Raw genomic sequence first — 16959 nt, forward strand, 5'->3', positions numbered from 1 at the left:
GAACAAACCAATCGCCATGGAAAAGAGAACTATTACCGTAGTGCCCTATACCACCGAATGGGCAGATACCTTTGAACGGCTGGCAGATATTTACCGGGCACGGCTGGGGGACCTTATTACCGGTATAGAGCATGTAGGCAGTACCTCAGTACCCGGACTGGCGGCGAAGCCCGTCATCGATATGGATATCCTGATACGGGAGCCTGCCGGTTTACCCCCGGTGGTGGCGGTGCTGGAACGGTTGGGATACACGTGGAGGGGAGATCTGGGCATCCCGGGCAGGGAAGCTTTCGGCAGGAATGCAGACACTTCACCGCTGGATGGAAAGGATACGTTATGGCCGGCGCATAATTTGTATGTTTGTGTGGAAGGATGTGTGAGCCTGAGAAACCATTTACAGCTCCGCAACTATCTGCGGCAGCATCCTGACGCCGCCCGGCAGTATGGCGCACTCAAACAGGAACTGGCGGCAAAATATCCCCATGACATTGATAGTTACGTGGAAGGGAAAACAGCGTTTATTACGGGAATACTGGCGCACACAGGCATGGGGCCGGATGTGCTGAAAGACATTACGGCGCAGAACAAGGCAACAAAGTAAGAAGAAAGGGCGCCTCATAAAATGCTTATATTTTTCACTATAAAACAGCTTGTATGAGAACATTATGCCTTCTTTTATCTTTCCTGTGCGCCTTCGCGACCATCGGGAAAGCGCAGGATAACTTCCAGGGCGCATGGAAGTCATCTCACGGCGGTGTGAACAGTGTCCTGCTGATCACGCCAGGTTATTTCTCCATCACCACCTACCAGGACACCAGTTTTATTGACACCATGGGTGGTACCTGGAAAGCCGATGGCGGCGATGATGTAGCCGTGAAAATAGAATTCAATACGGAAGAGCGTAATCAAATAGGCTGGGAGGGTTCTGTGCCTCTTTCTTATGCGGATGGAAAACTTACTACCACCCAGAGCGGTGGCCAACAGGTGGAATGGACCCGCGTAGATAACGGCGATGCTCCGCTGGCCGGCAGTTGGCAGATCACAGGGAGGGAACAGAACGGAAAAATGAATACGATCACGCCCGGGGCCCGCAAAACCATTAAAATCCTGACCGGTACCCGCTTCCAATGGGTGGCCATCAATACGGCTACGGGTGAATTCTTCGGTACCGGCGGCGGCACCTACACCTTCGCGGATGGTGTGTACACAGAGAAAATTGACTTCTTCTCCCGGGATAACTCCCGCGTAGGGGCCTCCCTCACCTTCAAAGGAAAAGTGGATGGCAATTCGTGGGACCATAGTGGCCTCAGCTCCAAAGGAGAGCCGATCCACGAAATCTGGACGAAATAATTACGAATTACGGATTACGAATTACGAATTGAGGGTGCTCATTTTGAAAAAGTTATTAAGTAACCCTCTGTAAGGAAACCCTCAATTCGTAATTCGTAATTCGTAATCCGTAATTCGTAATTGACTACCAGCCTATTCCATAATCTTCACCATGGTTACTGCTGCCACCCCACAGCGTGCCGTGTTTACGGTCAAGATAAATAGCATTGACAGGACCGCTGGTGCGCTGTTCAAAGCTGAGGTGATAACCCATGCCTTCCAGTATGCTGCGTGTTTTTTCAGGCGTATTGCTATTCAGCAGCAGGCTTCCGGGCCGGGGCATGCGGTCGCTGACCTTAGTGCCGCCAAGCGACAGCCACAGCTGGTTGGTATTGATATTGGCCGCTTCAGCCGCCTGTTGTACGGTCATGCCGAAATCCACTACGTTTACAAAGAACTGCAGCAGGTTCTGGTCCTGCGTATCGCCGCCCTGTACGGCAAAGGAGAGGAACGGTTTACCGTCTTTCAGCGCCATGGAAGGGGTGAGGGTCACACGTGGCCTTTTACCAGGCGCAATAACGTTGAAAGGGCAAATGGCGGAATCCAGCACAAAACTCTGCAGGCGCTGGCTCATGCCGATACCGGTGTGGCCGGCGATACAGGCGGGCAGCCAGCCGCCGCTGGGGGTGATAGATACAACCCATCCGTCCTTGTCCGCTGCTTCCACACTGGTGGTGCCACGCCAGAGCCGGTCGTGGTAGGCGCTGTCGGCTGACTGCTGCGCGTACAACTGCTCTATATTTGTTCCGGCATTGAAAGTGGTCGCGTCATGTTTGGGGACAAAACCACCGGGCTTGCGGCCATTGGTGGTATCCATATATCCTTTGCGTTCTTCGAGGAAATGCAGATAGGGGTTGCTTTTACCGATATAGGGATACGGATCGCCCGGACCGGCGTCGTCGTCATTGCGGTCAGGCAGGATCTGTTTGGCCCGCGCCTTTGCATAGTCTTTGTTCAGCAGTCCCATGATAGCCCTGTTCTTATTGAAATAAGGATCGCCATAATAAAAATCACGATCGGCGAAGGTAAGGTTCATGGTCTGGTAGAGCGTATGGATGTACTGCGGTGAATTATAGCCCATGGCTTTAAGGTCGAAGTTCTCGAGGATATTAAGGCTTTGCAGTAACATCGGTCCCTGTGTCCATTCCTGCAGTTTATATACTTCAATACCGCGATAGTTGACATGCAGCGGTTCTTCTTCTATCGGTCTCCAGCGCGCCAGGTCTTCGAGCGTAATGAGACCGCCCTGTTCCTGGCAGCCGCGTACAAATTCCTTCGCGATGTCTCCTTTGTAGAAACGGTCGTAAGCGGCCATGATAGCCTCTTTACGATTTTTGTGTTTTTTCAGGGCTTCCTGTTCGGCTTCCACCATTTTGGTGAGGGTGGCCAGCAGGTCTTTCTGTATAAACATTTCCCCTGCTTCGGGCGCTTCCCTTTTTTCACCGGGGTGCGTGAGGAAAACAGCTTTACTGTAAGGCCACTGCCCGATATATTTTTTCCCGCGTTCGATACTGTTGGCCGTCTGCGCTTCTATAGGGTAACCGGCGGCCATGTCCATGGCAGGCGCCAGTACCTCTTTGAGGCTCATGGTGCCGTATTGCGCCAGCATATAACAGAGGCCGCCGGCAGTACCGGGGGTAACGGCCGCCAGCGGACCGTATTCCGGTGGAAAATCATATCCTTTAGATTTGAAGAACGCCGGTGTGGCGCCGGTAGGTGCTACGCCCAGTGCGTTGATGGCGATCACTTTCCCCGTCTTTGGGTTGTAGATCAACGCTTGTGTTTCACCGCCCCAGCTCAATACGTCCCACATGGTGCAGGTGGCTGCCAGCATAGCGCAGGCGGCATCTACGGCGTTGCCGCCCTGCTGGAAAATCATGGCGCCGGCGGTGGCTGCCAGCGGTTTGCCGGTAACGGCCATCCATTTTTTGCCGTGCAGCGGCGGCTTCTGCGTTTGTTGCGCCTGTACGCCCGTCCATAAAAGAATGGCGGCCAGCCATAAAAGAAGATGTCTCATAAAGCAAATTTGCGATTTTGGATATTGGTTTTGATAGCAGGCAGCACATGAGTGTGCCGCCGGGAGACTAAAAATAATAAAGTATCCCTGATTGTGTGAGTACAGGTTGCACCGGAACATTCTTTTTATTATTTTTTACCTTTCTAAAGCACGCAAATTTATCAACCATGATCAAAAACACCTGGCTGTTGACAGCCTGTTTGTTAATAACGGCGAGTGTATCCGCCAACGTTACTTTGCCCGCATTTTTTGGCAGCGGTATGGTGCTGCAACGTGACCAGCCGGTCTGTATCTGGGGCTGGGCCGATAAAGGCGAGAAAGTGACGGTACAGTTTAAATCACAAAAACAGTCAGTGAAAACCGGCAGCGATGGCAAGTGGATGGTGAAACTGAAACCTGAGCAGGCGGGCGGCCCCTATGTGCTGACGGTTACCGGCAAAAATAATGTCGCTTACGACAATGTCATGATGGGCGATGTATGGATCTGCTCCGGGCAGTCCAATATGGAATGGCATGTAAAAGACGCCGCCAAAGGCGCCGAAGAGATAAAAGCGGCGGACTATCCGCAGATCCGGGAGTTTACCGTGAAAAGAGCCGTGGCTAAAGAGCCGCAGGACAACGTGGCCGAAGCCGCCTGGGTGCCCGCCACACCGGAACATGTAGGCAGTTTCAGCGCAGTGAGCTACTTCTTCGGGCGCGAACTGTATAAAGAACTGCAGGTGCCGATAGGACTGATCCATACCTCCTGGGGTGGTACCCAGGTGGAAGCCTGGATCAGCAAAAAAGGTTTCCTCGGCAGCGAAACCTTCCGGGCCATGATGTCAGCCCCCCTTGGCATCGACTCCATCACCGGGCCCAATGGCTATCCCGCCTGCCTGTTCAACGCCATGATACATCCTTTGCTGTCTTATGGCATCAAAGGCGCTATCTGGTACCAGGGAGAAAGCAATGCCGGCCGCGCCTATCAATACCGCCAGTCATTTCCGCTGATGATCACCGACTGGCGCAACCAGTGGAAACAGGGCGATTTCCCTTTTTATTTTGTACAGCTGGCCAGCTACGATCCTACCCGTGGCCAGGGAGAAGGCAACAGCAACAACGGCAGCAACTGGGCGGAACTGCGGGAGGCGCAGGCTATGACACTGTCACTGCCACATACAGGCATGGCCGTTATAACTGATATCGGTGAACGGAATGATATCCACCCCAGGAACAAACAAGATGTCGGCAAACGCCTGGCCCTGAATGTGCTGAAAAACGTATATGCCAAACCGGTAGTGCCCGCCGGACCTGCCTACCAGTCCATGAATGTCAGCGGCAATAAGGCGCTGATAACTTTTGCCGATCCGGGATCAGGACTGATGGTCAAAGACCGCTACGGCTACCTGAAAGGCTTTGAGATAGCCGGAGCGGACCAGCGTTTTTATTATGCCAAAGCGGCCATCGTGAATGGAAAAGTGGAAGTATACAGCGACCAGGTAACAACCCCTGTGGCGGTGCGTTACAACTGGGCCGACGATGCGGCCGACGGTAATCTCTTCAACAAAGAAGGACTTCCGGCAGCACCCTTCCGGACGGACCAGTGGAAAGGAGTGACCGAAAACGTAGTGTATCAGTTGCCGAAGGCAGGAAACAGATAATGATAATACTACTTTGCAAAGGCGCCCTTAATGGGTGCCTTTGTGTGTTATTCATTTTTAAGAGGCAGAAAGAAGTGTAGGCTTAATTTTGCTGAGCTTAGGGTTATTGATTTCTTCAATTACTGCACTAATCCTGTCTATTTTTTCAATTGAAAGGTATTTAGGGACTAAAGAATCAATATCCAGTTTAAATATCTTGCTGATGATGACGAGATCCTGTAAGGTAAATGGTTTGATACCATTGATTAGCTCAGACATATGTGTTTTGCTTTTATGTCCGAGCAATAACCCTAATTCGGCCTGTGTTAAGCTAAAGTCTTTTAACCTGGCCTGAATTATCTTTTTTCTCTTTTCAAGAAACATTCTTTCTTTCTCAATAATTAACTGGGCACGGTCGCTTTGCGCTAACAACTCAGCATCTACTGCATCCTCGTTACTCCAAACACGTTTTTCATATTCCACAATTAAGTTTCGCAGTTTGTTTCGCAGATGCTTAAAATGAGTATTTGTTTTCGCAAGTAAACGCAACTTGCGATCAGCAACCATCGCTCGTTCGTAGTCCAATTCATTCACAATAGAACCAGATTCAACTAACTTTTCAATATCCATATGCATAGCCATTATTCTATATGCCCATTTTTTCTAAGCCATTTTTCAATTGTTGACTTATTGTTTTTAAAGGTTCGTTCATATTCATCGTGAGAGCTAACCCAAATTATCGTGGCGTTTCCCTCCCCATCAAAATCAATCATAACGAAAGAACGATGATCATTGATATTAAAAAAGTAAAAGCCATCACTGTGAACACAATCCGCGTCCTTTCGTATATCAGTCAACTTAGAATTAGCAGGACCAAACTGTTGTGAATCCCTTAAAAGTTTATCTATCTCTTTACAAAGATTTTTATTACCTGCGTTCTTTTTTTAAGCTTAACCAGTTTACTTATACCAGTAACTCTCATCTCAAAGTTAATTAAAGTTCGGAAAAAAACCGAATTTTCTATTGGTTTCCTATAGACTTTAATACAACTTTGGATAGGACAAGCGGTAGCCGTGCTATGAAGAAAGCACCCTCACCGTCACCAGCAGCTGCCCGGTATGCCGCATGGTATGCTCGGCGGCGTGGAACAGCAGTCCCTGTACGGTGGAAGGCAGCTGTTTGCGGCCTACGCCCCGGAAGTCCGTCAGCGTGGCGGGGTCTGTCTGTGACAGTTGTGCCAGCGCTTTATCCACCTGCTGGTCAAACGCTGCCAGCAGGGTAGCGGCGTCGGCAACAGGCTGGCCTTCGGCGGCCAGTGCTTCCAGTTGCTGCGGTGACAGCAGTTGTCCCCGCGCATAGGTGAAAAGCCGGTCCAGTACGCCGCGGAGGTGCTGCAGGTGAAAACCGGGAGATGCTACGCCGGCCGGTTGCTCCCATAGCCGGTCTTCCGGGAAGCCGGCCATCAGGGCGTTGATTTCCGCCCGGGCCTGTAGCAGCGTATGGGCTACAGGCTGCAATAAAGCAGGGATGCCGTCTACAGGCCCCTGCATCCAGTATTCTGTTGCCATAATGGTAGGGTGGTTTATACTTCCTGGATGTCGTAAACCACGACTTTTTCCCACAGATGACTATAGTTTTTGATAAAATCCTGATGGATAGGATGTGTCTGATAAGCTGCCTGTGATGCCAGGTCTTTAAAGAACATTAGTTCAGACACGGCCCAGCTGGCGTCTACCACGTCTCTTTTTTCGGTGGCGGCCACTATGCCTACATGCAATTGGCCTATTGCCGGGATGGCGGACAGCTTTTTGATGCCTTCCACCAGTTTATCGCGATCGGCGGTGGAACCGGCGTTTTTTAGCCAGAAAAACACATGGTGCGCAATTGGAAACTGATGGTTGCCGGCGGGCAGTGGCATGGCGGTAGCGGCGCTGGCGGCGCATAACGTGGCAGCGGTACCGAGGAATTTTCTTCTGCTGGATGTTTTCATAAGGTGTAAATTGTGGACCTGAAAATAATAAAGATCCGGGATTCGTCCCATAATCCGGTGTTTTCATCCCATTTTGGCCGGCTGCACCTTTTCAATAGCTAATATTGCCGTAAATATTCCCGCTTATGGACCAGTTCAGGAAATTAGAGTTCGGTGTGGCATCAGGGATCGCCCTGTTGCTGCTGTTTGGCCTGCTCTATCCCAGTATTATTTACAATGTGTTTGAGTTACAGCAAATCTACGGGCATAAGTTCGCCCGGTATAATCAGGTATTCGATTATTACATCCATTACCTGCTGCCGGCGATGGCGCGTATTATTTTCGTTTACAGCGGTTTCCTGATGCTGAACTTTGTGATCGTTCCCCGCTTTCTGGAACAAAAGAAATGGTGGACCGGCATTTTATTGTTACTGCTCACCGGACTGATATTTTTTCTGGGGATGATGGTGGCTGGCTCTTATTATAACGGTTATCTGTTTGGCGTTTACGATACCGTCCAGGGTGCACATACGCACTTCGCCAAATCGGCGTTTATCACCACCATTTTCTGTGGCGTGTTGTACGTGGTGTACTATTACCTGCGGAATGCCTATTTCGATTACCTGCACCAACGGATGCTGGTGAATGCCCAATACCGCAAGATTGCCCGGGAAGTGCTCATCTTCTCCGGTATACTGCTGGCGATGATGGCGTTGGTTTTCAGCGATTCGAGGGACGCTTTCTGGCTGATGTTTTTTTTCGGCCCTGTTATTATCAGTGTGGCTTTCATCCTTTTCTATAAAATCATTCCGGACTTCAAAGCAGTACATCATAACAAACGGCTCTTCATCCGGGATGTGATATTGCTGATACTGGGCGCTAATTTCCTGATGGCGATGGTTGTCAGGGCCGTTCACCATGGTGGCGTAGGAATGCTGGGACCTATCCTTACTTTCGGCGTGTTGATATGTGCCGGTATCGTACTGCCGGTCACCTGGTTCTTTTACCAGTCCCGCCAGAAGCAGGTGGTTACGGTAAAGAAACTGCAAACTGCCCTTGGACATTCCACCGCTAATCTGGATTTTTTGCGTGCGCAGATCAACCCCCATTTTTTGTTCAATGCGCTCAATACCCTGTATGGTACGGCTTTACAGGAGGAAGCACCCCGCACCAGCGAGGGTATTCAGAAGCTGGGCGACATGATGCGGTTTATGCTGCATGATAACCATCTCACTAAAATACCGCTGGACAAAGAGGTGGCTTATTTGCAAAACTATATCGATCTCCAGCGCCTGCGGGTCATGTCTTCTCCTGATATCCTGATCGAAGTGAATATCGACGACAGCCAGTGCCAGCACGAAATAGCGCCCATGTTGCTCATCCCGTTCGTGGAAAATGCTTTCAAACATGGCATCAGCCTGCGCCACCGGTCACGTATCGTGATCTCGCTCAGCTGCAACAGCGAACAGCTCTTTTTTGATGTGTACAACAGTGTGCATCAGCGTCCGGAAAATGATCCGGAGCGTGACAGCATGGGCATCGGGCTCAATAATGTAAAAGAAAGACTGGCGTTGTTGTACCCCAACCGCCATGAACTGAGCATACGACATACCACCAGCGAATTTTTTGTACACCTGACGATAGATGTTAAAGACTGATTTGATGTTAAAGAAAGACACAAACACGAAAGAAGATGTTAAACCGCTGCCGGCGCCGGACGGGATCACCCGCTTCCTGTGGTGGCTGGCGGCTGCCGATGCCGATGTCCTGGCAGTATGCAGAACGGAACGGGAACGGTACCGTATCATTGGCCTCTCTGTTTTCGTCACCTGGATGTTTGCCACCATCGCCTGGGGATATTTTTTCTCCACCATTGTAAAAGATGATATGATCGTGCTGGCGTTGGCGTTATTCTTCGGTTTCGCCATCCTGTCGATCGACAGGACGTTGATAGCAGCCATGTCCCGTGGTAACGGTAATATGCGTTTTATGCCGGTGGCATTTCGTTTATTGCTGGCCGTTACCATCGGGCTTTTTATATCTCAGCCAGTGGTGCTGATGTTGTTTAAAAAAGATATTACAGCTCAACTGGAGCTAAGCAAACAAAGCAAGCTCGATGCTTACCGCAAACAGCTGACCGCCATGAATGCCGGCCAGCGGGCGGAACTGCAGCAGGCGCTGGACCGCGGCCGGCAGCAGATACAACAGAAAGAGCGGGAACTGAAATTTGATAAAGACGCTTATATCAAAGAAACCGATGGTACCGGCGGTTCCGGCCGGATAGGGGAGTCGTCTATCGCCCGCGTAAAAAAATCGGCTTATATGAAGTCGGAAGAAGAGCTGGCCCTGATGCGGCACGACTGGGAACCTAAGGAACAACAGCTGCAGGCACAGGTAGCCGCCATGCACAGCGCCGACAGCCTGAAGGAAACGATCTATCAGGGTACGCTGACGGATGGTTTCCTGGCGCAGGTGGAAGCCCTGCATGAACTGACAGATCAGCATCCCGCGTTGCAGCAACGGTACCGGCTCATCGTATTTATCATCACGCTGATAGAGATCATGCCGCTGCTGAGCAAAGTACTGATGCCCAAAGGAGAGTACGAGGAAAGGCTGGCCAGCGCTACGGCGCAGGGAACTACCGCGGCAAGGCTGGAAACCGAAGCCGGAAAAGAACTGCTGCATCATTACCAGGAAGCCGCACTGACGGCCGATAAGGAAATAGTGGACGAAGTGTTTGAAAGTACCCGGGAACTGCGGCGGGAAGAAGCTGCGGCCATCGTCAGAGACTGGCAGCGCCGGGAGAACCGGCAGTATCGCCAGCTGTGGCAACAGATGAAAAATCTGTTGCTCGGCAGAATATCGTAAATCCCTATCTTGTTACAGGAAAATGTTGTGTTATGAAGCTTGCCGCCATTGCAATTGATGATGAACCAGTCGCCCTGGCCGTGATAAAGAATCACGCCGCCATGGTGCCTTTCCTGGAAATGAAAGGCTATTTTACCAACGCCTACGAAGCCATGGAGTTTCTGAGCAGGGAGAAGGTGGACCTCCTTTTTCTCGATATCAAAATGCCGGATATATCGGGCCTGGACTTTATCGCCAGCCTGCCTCAGCCCCCCATGACTATATTTACCACTGCTTATTCCGAACATGCGGTAAAAAGTTTTGAGCTGGATGCGGTCGACTACCTCCTGAAACCGTTTTCCCTGATCCGTTTTATCAAAGCGTGTAACAAGGCCCATAGCCTGTGGCAGCTGAAACAACAGAGCCCTCAGCCAAAAGACGCGCCGGCCTACATTTTCCTGAAAAGTGGTTACGAACAGTTCAAGATCATGCTGGAGGATATTCTATACCTCGAAAGCGCAGGTAACTACGTGAATTTTATCCTGAAAGACCGGCGGCTGATTTCCCGCCTGTCTATGCAGGAAGCGATGGACCTGTTGCCTGTCACGCTTTTTACCCGTGTGCATCGCTCCTATATCGTAGCCAATGATAAAGTAGAACGGGCCGACCGCGCATCGCTGTACATCCGTAATGTGGCCGTTCCCATCGGCGCTGCCTATGGAGCCGCCGTGGATAATATACTGGGCTCCTCCGGCCGGTGATGCGTGTGGGTAATTAATGATTCGGGAGACGGTCCACATCTTCCACAATCGTCTTACTTAAAATGAATAAGGAAGAAAGCTGCGCCTTCCCTCACCACCTTGCTTAAAACGCATTGAGAATGCTCCACACCTTCCCGGACCAGCGGACTTAAAAACGAATTTGAACAATGTCCTGGCCCGGGGCTGGATTGAATTTGGACAGGGTAAGACAAGATAAAAAGAAGCCCCCAATTTTTATTTGTTAAATAAGACCGAAAGGTCTAATTTTAACATTATGAGCAAAGCAGCGAGAACGAGGCAGTTCATCATCGAAACCGCCGCGCCCATTTTTAACCAGAAAGGGGTGGCCGGTACAGCCATCAGCGATATTATGGAGGCTACCCGGTTGGCCAAAGGGGGGCTGTATGGCAATTTTTCTTCCAAAGAGGAAATCGTGGCGGAGGTGTTTGATTACATCGCGGAGCAGGAAAAACAACGGCTCAAAGCGGTGACTGGGCCTGAGCCAACGGCCATAGGAAAATTTGAGGCCCTGTTTTCGTACTATGCCCGTTACCCGCTCAACCGTGATATCGCCGGCGGCTGCCCTATGCTCAATTTCGGCATTGAAGCGGATGACACTAATCCCGTGCTGAAAAAGAAAGTACAGGAGCTGGTGCAGTATTTCCAGCAGCGCATCCGGCTGTTGGTGCAACTGGGCAAAGACAACGGAGAATTTAAAAAAGACTGGGATGAAGACCGGTTTGCCATCCTCATGTTCACTATGCTGGAAGGCGCCATTTTCGTCACCGGCCTGATGAACAGCAACCGGCAAATGTTGGTGGTACTGGATTTTTTGAGAAAGGAAATCAAACGTCACTGTAAATGATGCAAGGCATCTTCCACAGTGATTTTTTAGTCCAAATAATAAACCAATCGGTCTGAAAATGCAACACCAGGTTTTACCGCTGTCATTGCGGATGACAGCCTTCCTGCTATCCGGTATGAGTAAACCCTTTCCGGGGCTTACCGCCCGGCTGTTTTACCGCCTGTATTGTACGCCGCCCGGAACTAAAATCCGCTCGTCTCATCTGCAGCTGCGGGATACGGCCCAACGCCATCAGCTGACCGTTACCCGTTACCCTTTCGATGAACGGCCATTAACTATTACAACGTACCGCTGGGGGAGTTCGGACAAAAAGATATTGCTGTTACATGGCTGGGGTGGCAGTCCGTTCCATTTCAAACAACTGATCCATACGCTGGTGCAACAGGGGTATGAAGTGATCTCCTATGATGCGCCGGCACATGGCGGCTCCGACGGTAAACGCACCAACCTGGTGCAATGGGGACATGTACTGGAGCAGGTGATCGCGCAGACAGGCCCGCTATACGCTATTATCGGGCACTCACTGGGAGGCCTGAACGCAGCGTTGACGCTCTCCCGCAAAACAGTAACAGTGCCCCGGCTGGTCATGCTCAGCTGTGCACTCAGCGCACCAGTATTTTTTAATGAAGCACTGCAGCTGTTCCGGATACATCCTGTGGTAATGCCGCCATTACGCCGGCTGATACACAAACGGCTGCGCGACGATCTGGAAACAATGGACCTCCATCGCTATATCAATCAGATCAAGGCGGAGAAAATATTCTTTGCGTATGACACCACAGACACGCTGGTGGATGAAAAAGAAGTCACCGCTTTTGTGGAACAATACCCGGCCATCCGCACGCTGCGCATCACCGGGGAAGGGCATTTCCGCATCATGCGCCAGGAGCCGGTGATCCGTGGCGTAATACAGTTTCTCGATAATAACAATTGAAAGTTTGCTGATCATAACCACACTGCCCGGGGCATTCGCTCCGGGCTTTTTTGTCATTTCTGGCAACAAACTTGCTTTACCCCGCCGAAATCAATATTTTTAGTCACTCTTAATTTTAAAAACCCACGTTATATGAGTAACATCAACAACCGCCGTCAGTTTTTGCGCCAAATGGGGCTGTACACGATGGGCATCGGTTTCCTGCCATCCGTACTGGCAGCCTGCAATGAAGGGCAGTCCACCAAAAAAGACAAGGACAGCACTGCGCAACCAGGCGCCGGTACCGAAACAGCGAAGGAACTGTTCTTCAAAATTTCACTGGCAGAATGGTCATTCCACCAGGCCCTCTTTGCCGGAAAAATGAACCACCTCGACTTCGCAGCCCGCGCTAAAAATGAATTCGGTATCACCGGCGTGGAATACGTGAACCAGTTTTTTAAAGACAAAGCCAAAGATCAGGCTTACCTGGCCGACATGAAAAAACGTGCAGACGACAACGGGGTACGCAGCGTTCTGATCATGTGCGATGGCGAAGGTGAAATGGGCGACCTCGATGCTAAAAAGAGAATGCAGGCAGTGGAAAATCACTACAAATGGGTGGAAGCGGCGCAGTTCCTCGGATGCCACGCCATCCGCGTAAATGCTGCCGGCGAAGGTAAAGCGGAAGACGTAGCCAAAGCGGCGATCGAATCATTGACCAAACTGTCCGCTTTCGGAAAAGACCATGGCATCAATGTGATCGTGGAAAATCACGGCGGCTTCTCTTCCAACGGCAAATGGCTGAGCAACATCATGAAAACCGTGAATATGCCAAACTGTGGTACATTGCCGGACCTGGGCAACTTCTGTATCAAGAGAAGCAAACCGGAAAATAATACACCGGAAGCATGGGCCAAAACTACCTGCCTCGAAGAATATGACCGCTATGAAGGGGTAACGGAACTGATGCCTTTTGCGAAAGGTGTCAGCGCCAAGACCTACGATTTTGATGATGCCGGCAATGAAACTACCATCGACTACAAACGCATGTTGCAGATCGTAAAAGACGCCGGTTATAAAGGCGGCTTTATTGGTATCGAATATGAAGGTACCCGCCTGTCTGAAGAAGAAGGGGTGCGCAAGTCAAAAGAACTGTTGCTGCGCCTTGGAGCGATTTAGAGATTTTGGGGATGTACAATTTTTTGATTTCTCGGAGATAAAAACGAATAAAAAGACCGAAGCAGCGATCTCTTGCTTCGGTCTTTATTTTTGTCCGGTCTGCGAAATCCGGATGGCTATAGCTTGAATTGTTTCTTCAGAAAAGTCAATGTATGCGAATAAGCATCTTTCGTGGCTTCGCTGTTGTAGATCGGGTTACTGGGGTTCGCAAAGGCATGTTCTGCATCATAACGTTTAACCGTCAACGTTTTACCTGCTTTTTGCATGTTTTGTTCAAACTCGTCCACCACCTGTGGGTTGATGCCTTTGTCCTTATTGGCAAACAGCCCTAATACCGGCCCATGCAGCTGTTTCAGCGCATTCACATCTTTTTCCGGCATACCGTAATACATCACGCAGCCGAGGTTCCTGTCACCATTGATCAGCGCTGACTGCAGCGCGATCGCTCCGCCAAAACACCAGCCCAGGGTGACGATCTGCGCAGATTTACCGGCATAATCGCGGGCCGCCTCCATAATCGCTTTCAATCGCTCGCGGGGGACTGACTGCATGGCTTTAGCCGCCTCCTCGCGGTTGGTGGCTACTACTTTATCATACATGTCCACTGCCAATACATTTACCGTTCCGCCGAGATCGTTGTAAAGTTTTTCGGATTCTTTTTTTACGTAATCGTTCAGCCCATACCATTCCTGGTATACAAACAGGTATTTATCGGTAGGTTTTTTCGCCTTAAACAGGAAGCCGTAGGCTGTTTTGCCATCGGGGGCATGAAAGCTCACTTCGGTACCGGCTGTTCCCTGGTAGGTGTAAGGGAGAGGGTCTTTGTGTGCCATCCGGAAGTCTTCCCGGTTAGCAAGCCCGGCAAATTCTGTCACGGCGTCTGTATGGCAACACGGCGCTGTCTGTGCCGACAGCCCGAGTGCGCTGCCCAGTATCAGCAGCAGTAAGGATAGCTTTTTCATAAAAGGAGCGCTTTGATTGTACTAAAAATACAAAAATGTCGCGGGAATCCCTCATGGGTCTTATCGGCGCTGCAGGCTGCTGCATTGCAAAAAAAAAGCCCGATGTGGGTACATCGGGCCTGTATAACGTTGAGGGATATACTAAAAGTTGAGCATTACTTTATTCCGATCAATCTTGTACTTAAAGCCCTGCTGGCTGCCAAGGTCATTGAGCACATCCTCAAGGGAGGCGTTGAAATAGAGGGCTTCGGTGATGATGCGGGCTTTGGAGGCATCGCCGCGCATTTCCACTTCCACGCCGAACCAGTCCTCCAGCGTGCGGGACACGGCCATCGGATTGGCATTTTTGATACTAAGGATGTCTGAAAGCCAGGTCTCCAGTTCCTCCGGCTGATAGGTTTCTTTCTCCATCAGGTCTATCTCCCGGTTGGCCAGCACCATCTGCCCGCGTTCCAGTACTTCAGGCTGGTTATCGGTAGCGGAGTGATAGGATTTGCCCACCCGGCTGGTGCCTGTCAGCTGATAGTAGGTGGCTCCCTGCTGGGCTGCAAAAGAACGCATGCGGAAAGAGGTGCCCAGTACGGTGGCTTTGAGGATGGAACTGGTGACGGTAAAGCTGTCTTTGCCGGGCTTCACCTCAAAAAAAGCATCCCCGTCCAGCACTACTGCGCGGTGCCCTGAGGCATAATCGGCCGGAACATACAGGGTGGACGCGGAATTCAGGATCACCTCTGTGCTGTCAGGCAAAATGATTTCCGTACGGACGCCGGTCTTGCCCTTGTGTTGCTGGTACTGCACGCCCGGTACCTGTAACGCGGCAACGATTTCTGCCGGTGTTTTCGGTGATGCTGGTTCCCGTAATTTCCAGGTCAGTAGAATAACGACGCCTAAGGCCACTAAAATCAATGCATAAAGCCAAGTACGGGATTTCTTCATAATTTCCGGATGTTTGTCTGCAGAAAAGCCTAAAAATAAGTAAAATAAACCGGTCCCTGCAAGATTTTCACAGTCGCAGAGAGACTAACCAGCCCCCTTTGGGCATTTTTTTTCAGTATTACGTTTAGATGTTATATGCTAATTAAAATGTATTTGATAGAGTAGCGGCGACTAAATTCCACTGCGGAACGGCCCACTTTTTCAGGGGCAACAATTTTTGAGAAGCAATAGACAATTTCGGTTTATGCTATTAAAAATATCTGCTGATATTATAATGATTTTTGTTTAGAATTCAGGCGCACCCTAACTTTGCGCCCCATGGAAAAGCAGCTAACTTTATCATTCGATAATACGGCTATTGCATTCGAGGCAAAGACCGACAAGGCGTTAAAAAAAGCCAACTTTCTTTTCAGCAACATTGGAAAGCCATGGCTGGTGAAAATGGGCGCAGTATTCACTCCACTGGCGTTCAAACTCAGACTACCGATCAAAGGCATTATCAAAAGCACCATATTCTCCCAGTTCTGCGGAGGCGAAAGCCTGGACGAAGCAGCACACACGGCGCTGCAACTGGGAAATTACCATGTGGGCGTAGTGCTCGACTATGGCGTGGAAGCCATGGAAGGAGAGGAAAGCTACGATCACGCGGTACCGGAATTTATCCGCGCTATCCAGTATGCGGCCAGCAAACCGGATATCCCATTCATCGCCATCAAAATCACCGGTTTCGCCCGCTTTGAGCTGCTGGAAAAAGTACATCGCGGCGATACCCTTACCCCACAGGAACAGCAGGAATATGTCCGTGTCCGTTCCCGTGTGCATTCCGTGGCAGAAGCAGCTGCGCAGTATAAAGTAGGCCTGCTGATCGATGCGGAAGAATCCTGGATACAGAAACCGGTCGACGACCTGACAGACGAAATGATGTCGCTCTTCAACCGCAACGAAGTGATCGTTTACAACACCTTCCAGATGTACTGCCACGATCGTTATCCTTTCCTGCAGCAGTCACTGGAGAAAGCGGCAAAAGAAGGTTACCTCCTTGGCGCTAAACTGGTACGCGGCGCCTATATGGAAAAAGAAAACAAACGTGCGGCAGAAAATAATTACCCGACGCCGATCCAGCCCAGCAAAGAAGCTACCGACAAAGATTACAACGCTGCTGTACAGTTCTGTCTCAATAACCTTGATAAGCTGGGCGTATTCATCGGTACCCACAACGAGCACAGCTGCATGCTCGCCGCCCGTACCATGGACGAGAAAAATATTCCGCATAACCATCCGCATGTGAGCTTCTCTCAGCTGCTGGGCATGAGCGACAACATCACCTTCAACCTGGCACACGCCGGCTACACCGTCACCAAATACCTGCCTTACGGCCCGGTGAAAGACGTGATGCCCTACCTCATCCGCAGAGCGCAGGAAAACACCTCCATTGCCGGTCAGATGGGCCGCGAACTGTCGCTGATAAGAAAAGAAATGAAGAGAAGAGGAATTTAATCGTA

Annotated in this window: 17 protein-coding genes; 10 read left to right on the forward strand and 7 right to left on the reverse strand. The window is 50.5% G+C overall.

Annotated elements, in window-relative coordinates; all coding sequences use genetic code 11:
* Window positions 1–16: 16 nt before the first annotated feature.
* Together B5D63_RS27455 and B5D63_RS27460 are read left to right on the forward strand one after the other, a co-directional pair.
* A complete protein-coding gene (locus B5D63_RS27455; RefSeq protein ID WP_078672066.1) occupies window positions 17–601 on the forward strand; it encodes a GrpB family protein in 585 nt (194 codons plus the stop codon).
* Window positions 602–654: 53 nt separating this feature from the next.
* Window positions 655–1350 carry a hypothetical protein gene (locus B5D63_RS27460; protein WP_078672067.1) on the forward strand — a complete coding sequence of 232 codons (696 nt, stop codon included), beginning with the start codon at window positions 655–657 and terminating at the stop codon, window positions 1348–1350.
* 124 nt (window positions 1351–1474) lie between these two features.
* On the opposite strand, the gene B5D63_RS27465 is transcribed toward B5D63_RS27460, so the two are convergent.
* The gene (locus B5D63_RS27465) at window positions 1475–3406 is read right to left on the reverse strand and encodes a gamma-glutamyltransferase family protein (protein WP_078672068.1); all 1932 of its coding nucleotides are present in this window, start codon (window positions 3404–3406) and stop codon (window positions 1475–1477) included.
* A gap of 167 nt (window positions 3407–3573) precedes the next feature.
* Here B5D63_RS27465 and B5D63_RS27470 point away from each other — a divergent pair, with 167 nt between their 5' ends.
* The gene (locus B5D63_RS27470; RefSeq protein ID WP_078672069.1) at window positions 3574–5046 is read left to right on the forward strand and encodes a sialate O-acetylesterase; all 1473 of its coding nucleotides are present in this window, start codon (window positions 3574–3576) and stop codon (window positions 5044–5046) included.
* Between the two features lie 57 nt (window positions 5047–5103).
* On the opposite strand, the gene B5D63_RS27475 is transcribed toward B5D63_RS27470, so the two are convergent.
* The 4 genes from B5D63_RS27475 to B5D63_RS27490 all read right to left on the reverse strand — a co-directional run bounded on the left by B5D63_RS27475 (window position 5104) and on the right by B5D63_RS27490 (window position 7015).
* Window positions 5104–5655 carry a transcriptional regulator gene (locus B5D63_RS27475; RefSeq protein WP_235021637.1) on the reverse strand — a complete coding sequence of 184 codons (552 nt, stop codon included), beginning with the start codon at window positions 5653–5655 and terminating at the stop codon, window positions 5104–5106.
* Between the two features lie 11 nt (window positions 5656–5666).
* Window positions 5667–5882: a type II toxin-antitoxin system HigB family toxin gene (locus tag B5D63_RS35840; RefSeq protein WP_200817111.1), complete on the reverse strand. Its 216-nt coding sequence runs from the start codon at window positions 5880–5882 to the stop codon at window positions 5667–5669.
* Between the two features lie 219 nt (window positions 5883–6101).
* Window positions 6102–6593, reverse strand: a complete 492-nt coding sequence (locus tag B5D63_RS27485; RefSeq protein ID WP_078672071.1) for a DinB family protein — start codon at window positions 6591–6593, stop codon at window positions 6102–6104.
* A gap of 14 nt (window positions 6594–6607) precedes the next feature.
* Complete coding sequence (locus tag B5D63_RS27490) at window positions 6608–7015, reverse strand: Dabb family protein (protein ID WP_078672363.1); 408 nt, start codon at window positions 7013–7015, stop codon at window positions 6608–6610.
* Between the two features lie 125 nt (window positions 7016–7140).
* Here B5D63_RS27490 and B5D63_RS27495 point away from each other — a divergent pair, with 125 nt between their 5' ends.
* From B5D63_RS27495 to B5D63_RS27520, 6 genes are all read left to right on the forward strand, one after another.
* Window positions 7141–8652 carry a sensor histidine kinase gene (locus tag B5D63_RS27495; protein WP_078672072.1) on the forward strand — a complete coding sequence of 504 codons (1512 nt, stop codon included), beginning with the start codon at window positions 7141–7143 and terminating at the stop codon, window positions 8650–8652.
* Between the two features lie 4 nt (window positions 8653–8656).
* Window positions 8657–9862, forward strand: coding sequence for a DUF4407 domain-containing protein (locus B5D63_RS27500; protein WP_159456193.1), 1206 nt, complete (start codon window positions 8657–8659; stop codon window positions 9860–9862).
* A gap of 32 nt (window positions 9863–9894) precedes the next feature.
* A complete protein-coding gene (locus tag B5D63_RS27505) occupies window positions 9895–10602 on the forward strand; it encodes a LytR/AlgR family response regulator transcription factor (protein ID WP_078672074.1) in 708 nt (235 codons plus the stop codon).
* Window positions 10603–10876: 274 nt separating this feature from the next.
* Complete coding sequence (locus B5D63_RS27510) at window positions 10877–11467, forward strand: TetR/AcrR family transcriptional regulator (protein WP_078672075.1); 591 nt, start codon at window positions 10877–10879, stop codon at window positions 11465–11467.
* Window positions 11468–11525: 58 nt separating this feature from the next.
* Window positions 11526–12401, forward strand: a complete 876-nt coding sequence (locus B5D63_RS27515) for an alpha/beta hydrolase (protein ID WP_078672076.1) — start codon at window positions 11526–11528, stop codon at window positions 12399–12401.
* A 132-nt stretch (window positions 12402–12533) separates the two neighbouring features.
* Window positions 12534–13559 carry a sugar phosphate isomerase/epimerase family protein gene (locus tag B5D63_RS27520; protein WP_078672077.1) on the forward strand — a complete coding sequence of 342 codons (1026 nt, stop codon included), beginning with the start codon at window positions 12534–12536 and terminating at the stop codon, window positions 13557–13559.
* Window positions 13560–13675: 116 nt separating this feature from the next.
* Here the strand turns inward: B5D63_RS27520 and B5D63_RS27525 are convergent, their stop codons facing one another.
* Both B5D63_RS27525 and B5D63_RS27530 read right to left on the reverse strand, forming a co-directional pair.
* Window positions 13676–14521 carry a dienelactone hydrolase family protein gene (locus B5D63_RS27525; protein ID WP_078672078.1) on the reverse strand — a complete coding sequence of 282 codons (846 nt, stop codon included), beginning with the start codon at window positions 14519–14521 and terminating at the stop codon, window positions 13676–13678.
* Window positions 14522–14662: 141 nt separating this feature from the next.
* Entirely contained in the window at window positions 14663–15457 is a 795-nt protein-coding gene (locus B5D63_RS27530) for a FecR family protein (protein ID WP_078672079.1), read from the reverse strand.
* A gap of 318 nt (window positions 15458–15775) precedes the next feature.
* On the opposite strand from B5D63_RS27530, the gene B5D63_RS27535 reads away from it, so the two are divergent.
* Complete coding sequence (locus B5D63_RS27535) at window positions 15776–16954, forward strand: proline dehydrogenase family protein (RefSeq protein ID WP_078672080.1); 1179 nt, start codon at window positions 15776–15778, stop codon at window positions 16952–16954.
* Window positions 16955–16959 lie beyond the last annotated feature (5 nt).

It is taken from the genome of Chitinophaga eiseniae, from assembly GCF_900167135.1.
Taxonomy (GTDB): domain Bacteria; phylum Bacteroidota; class Bacteroidia; order Chitinophagales; family Chitinophagaceae; genus Chitinophaga; species Chitinophaga eiseniae.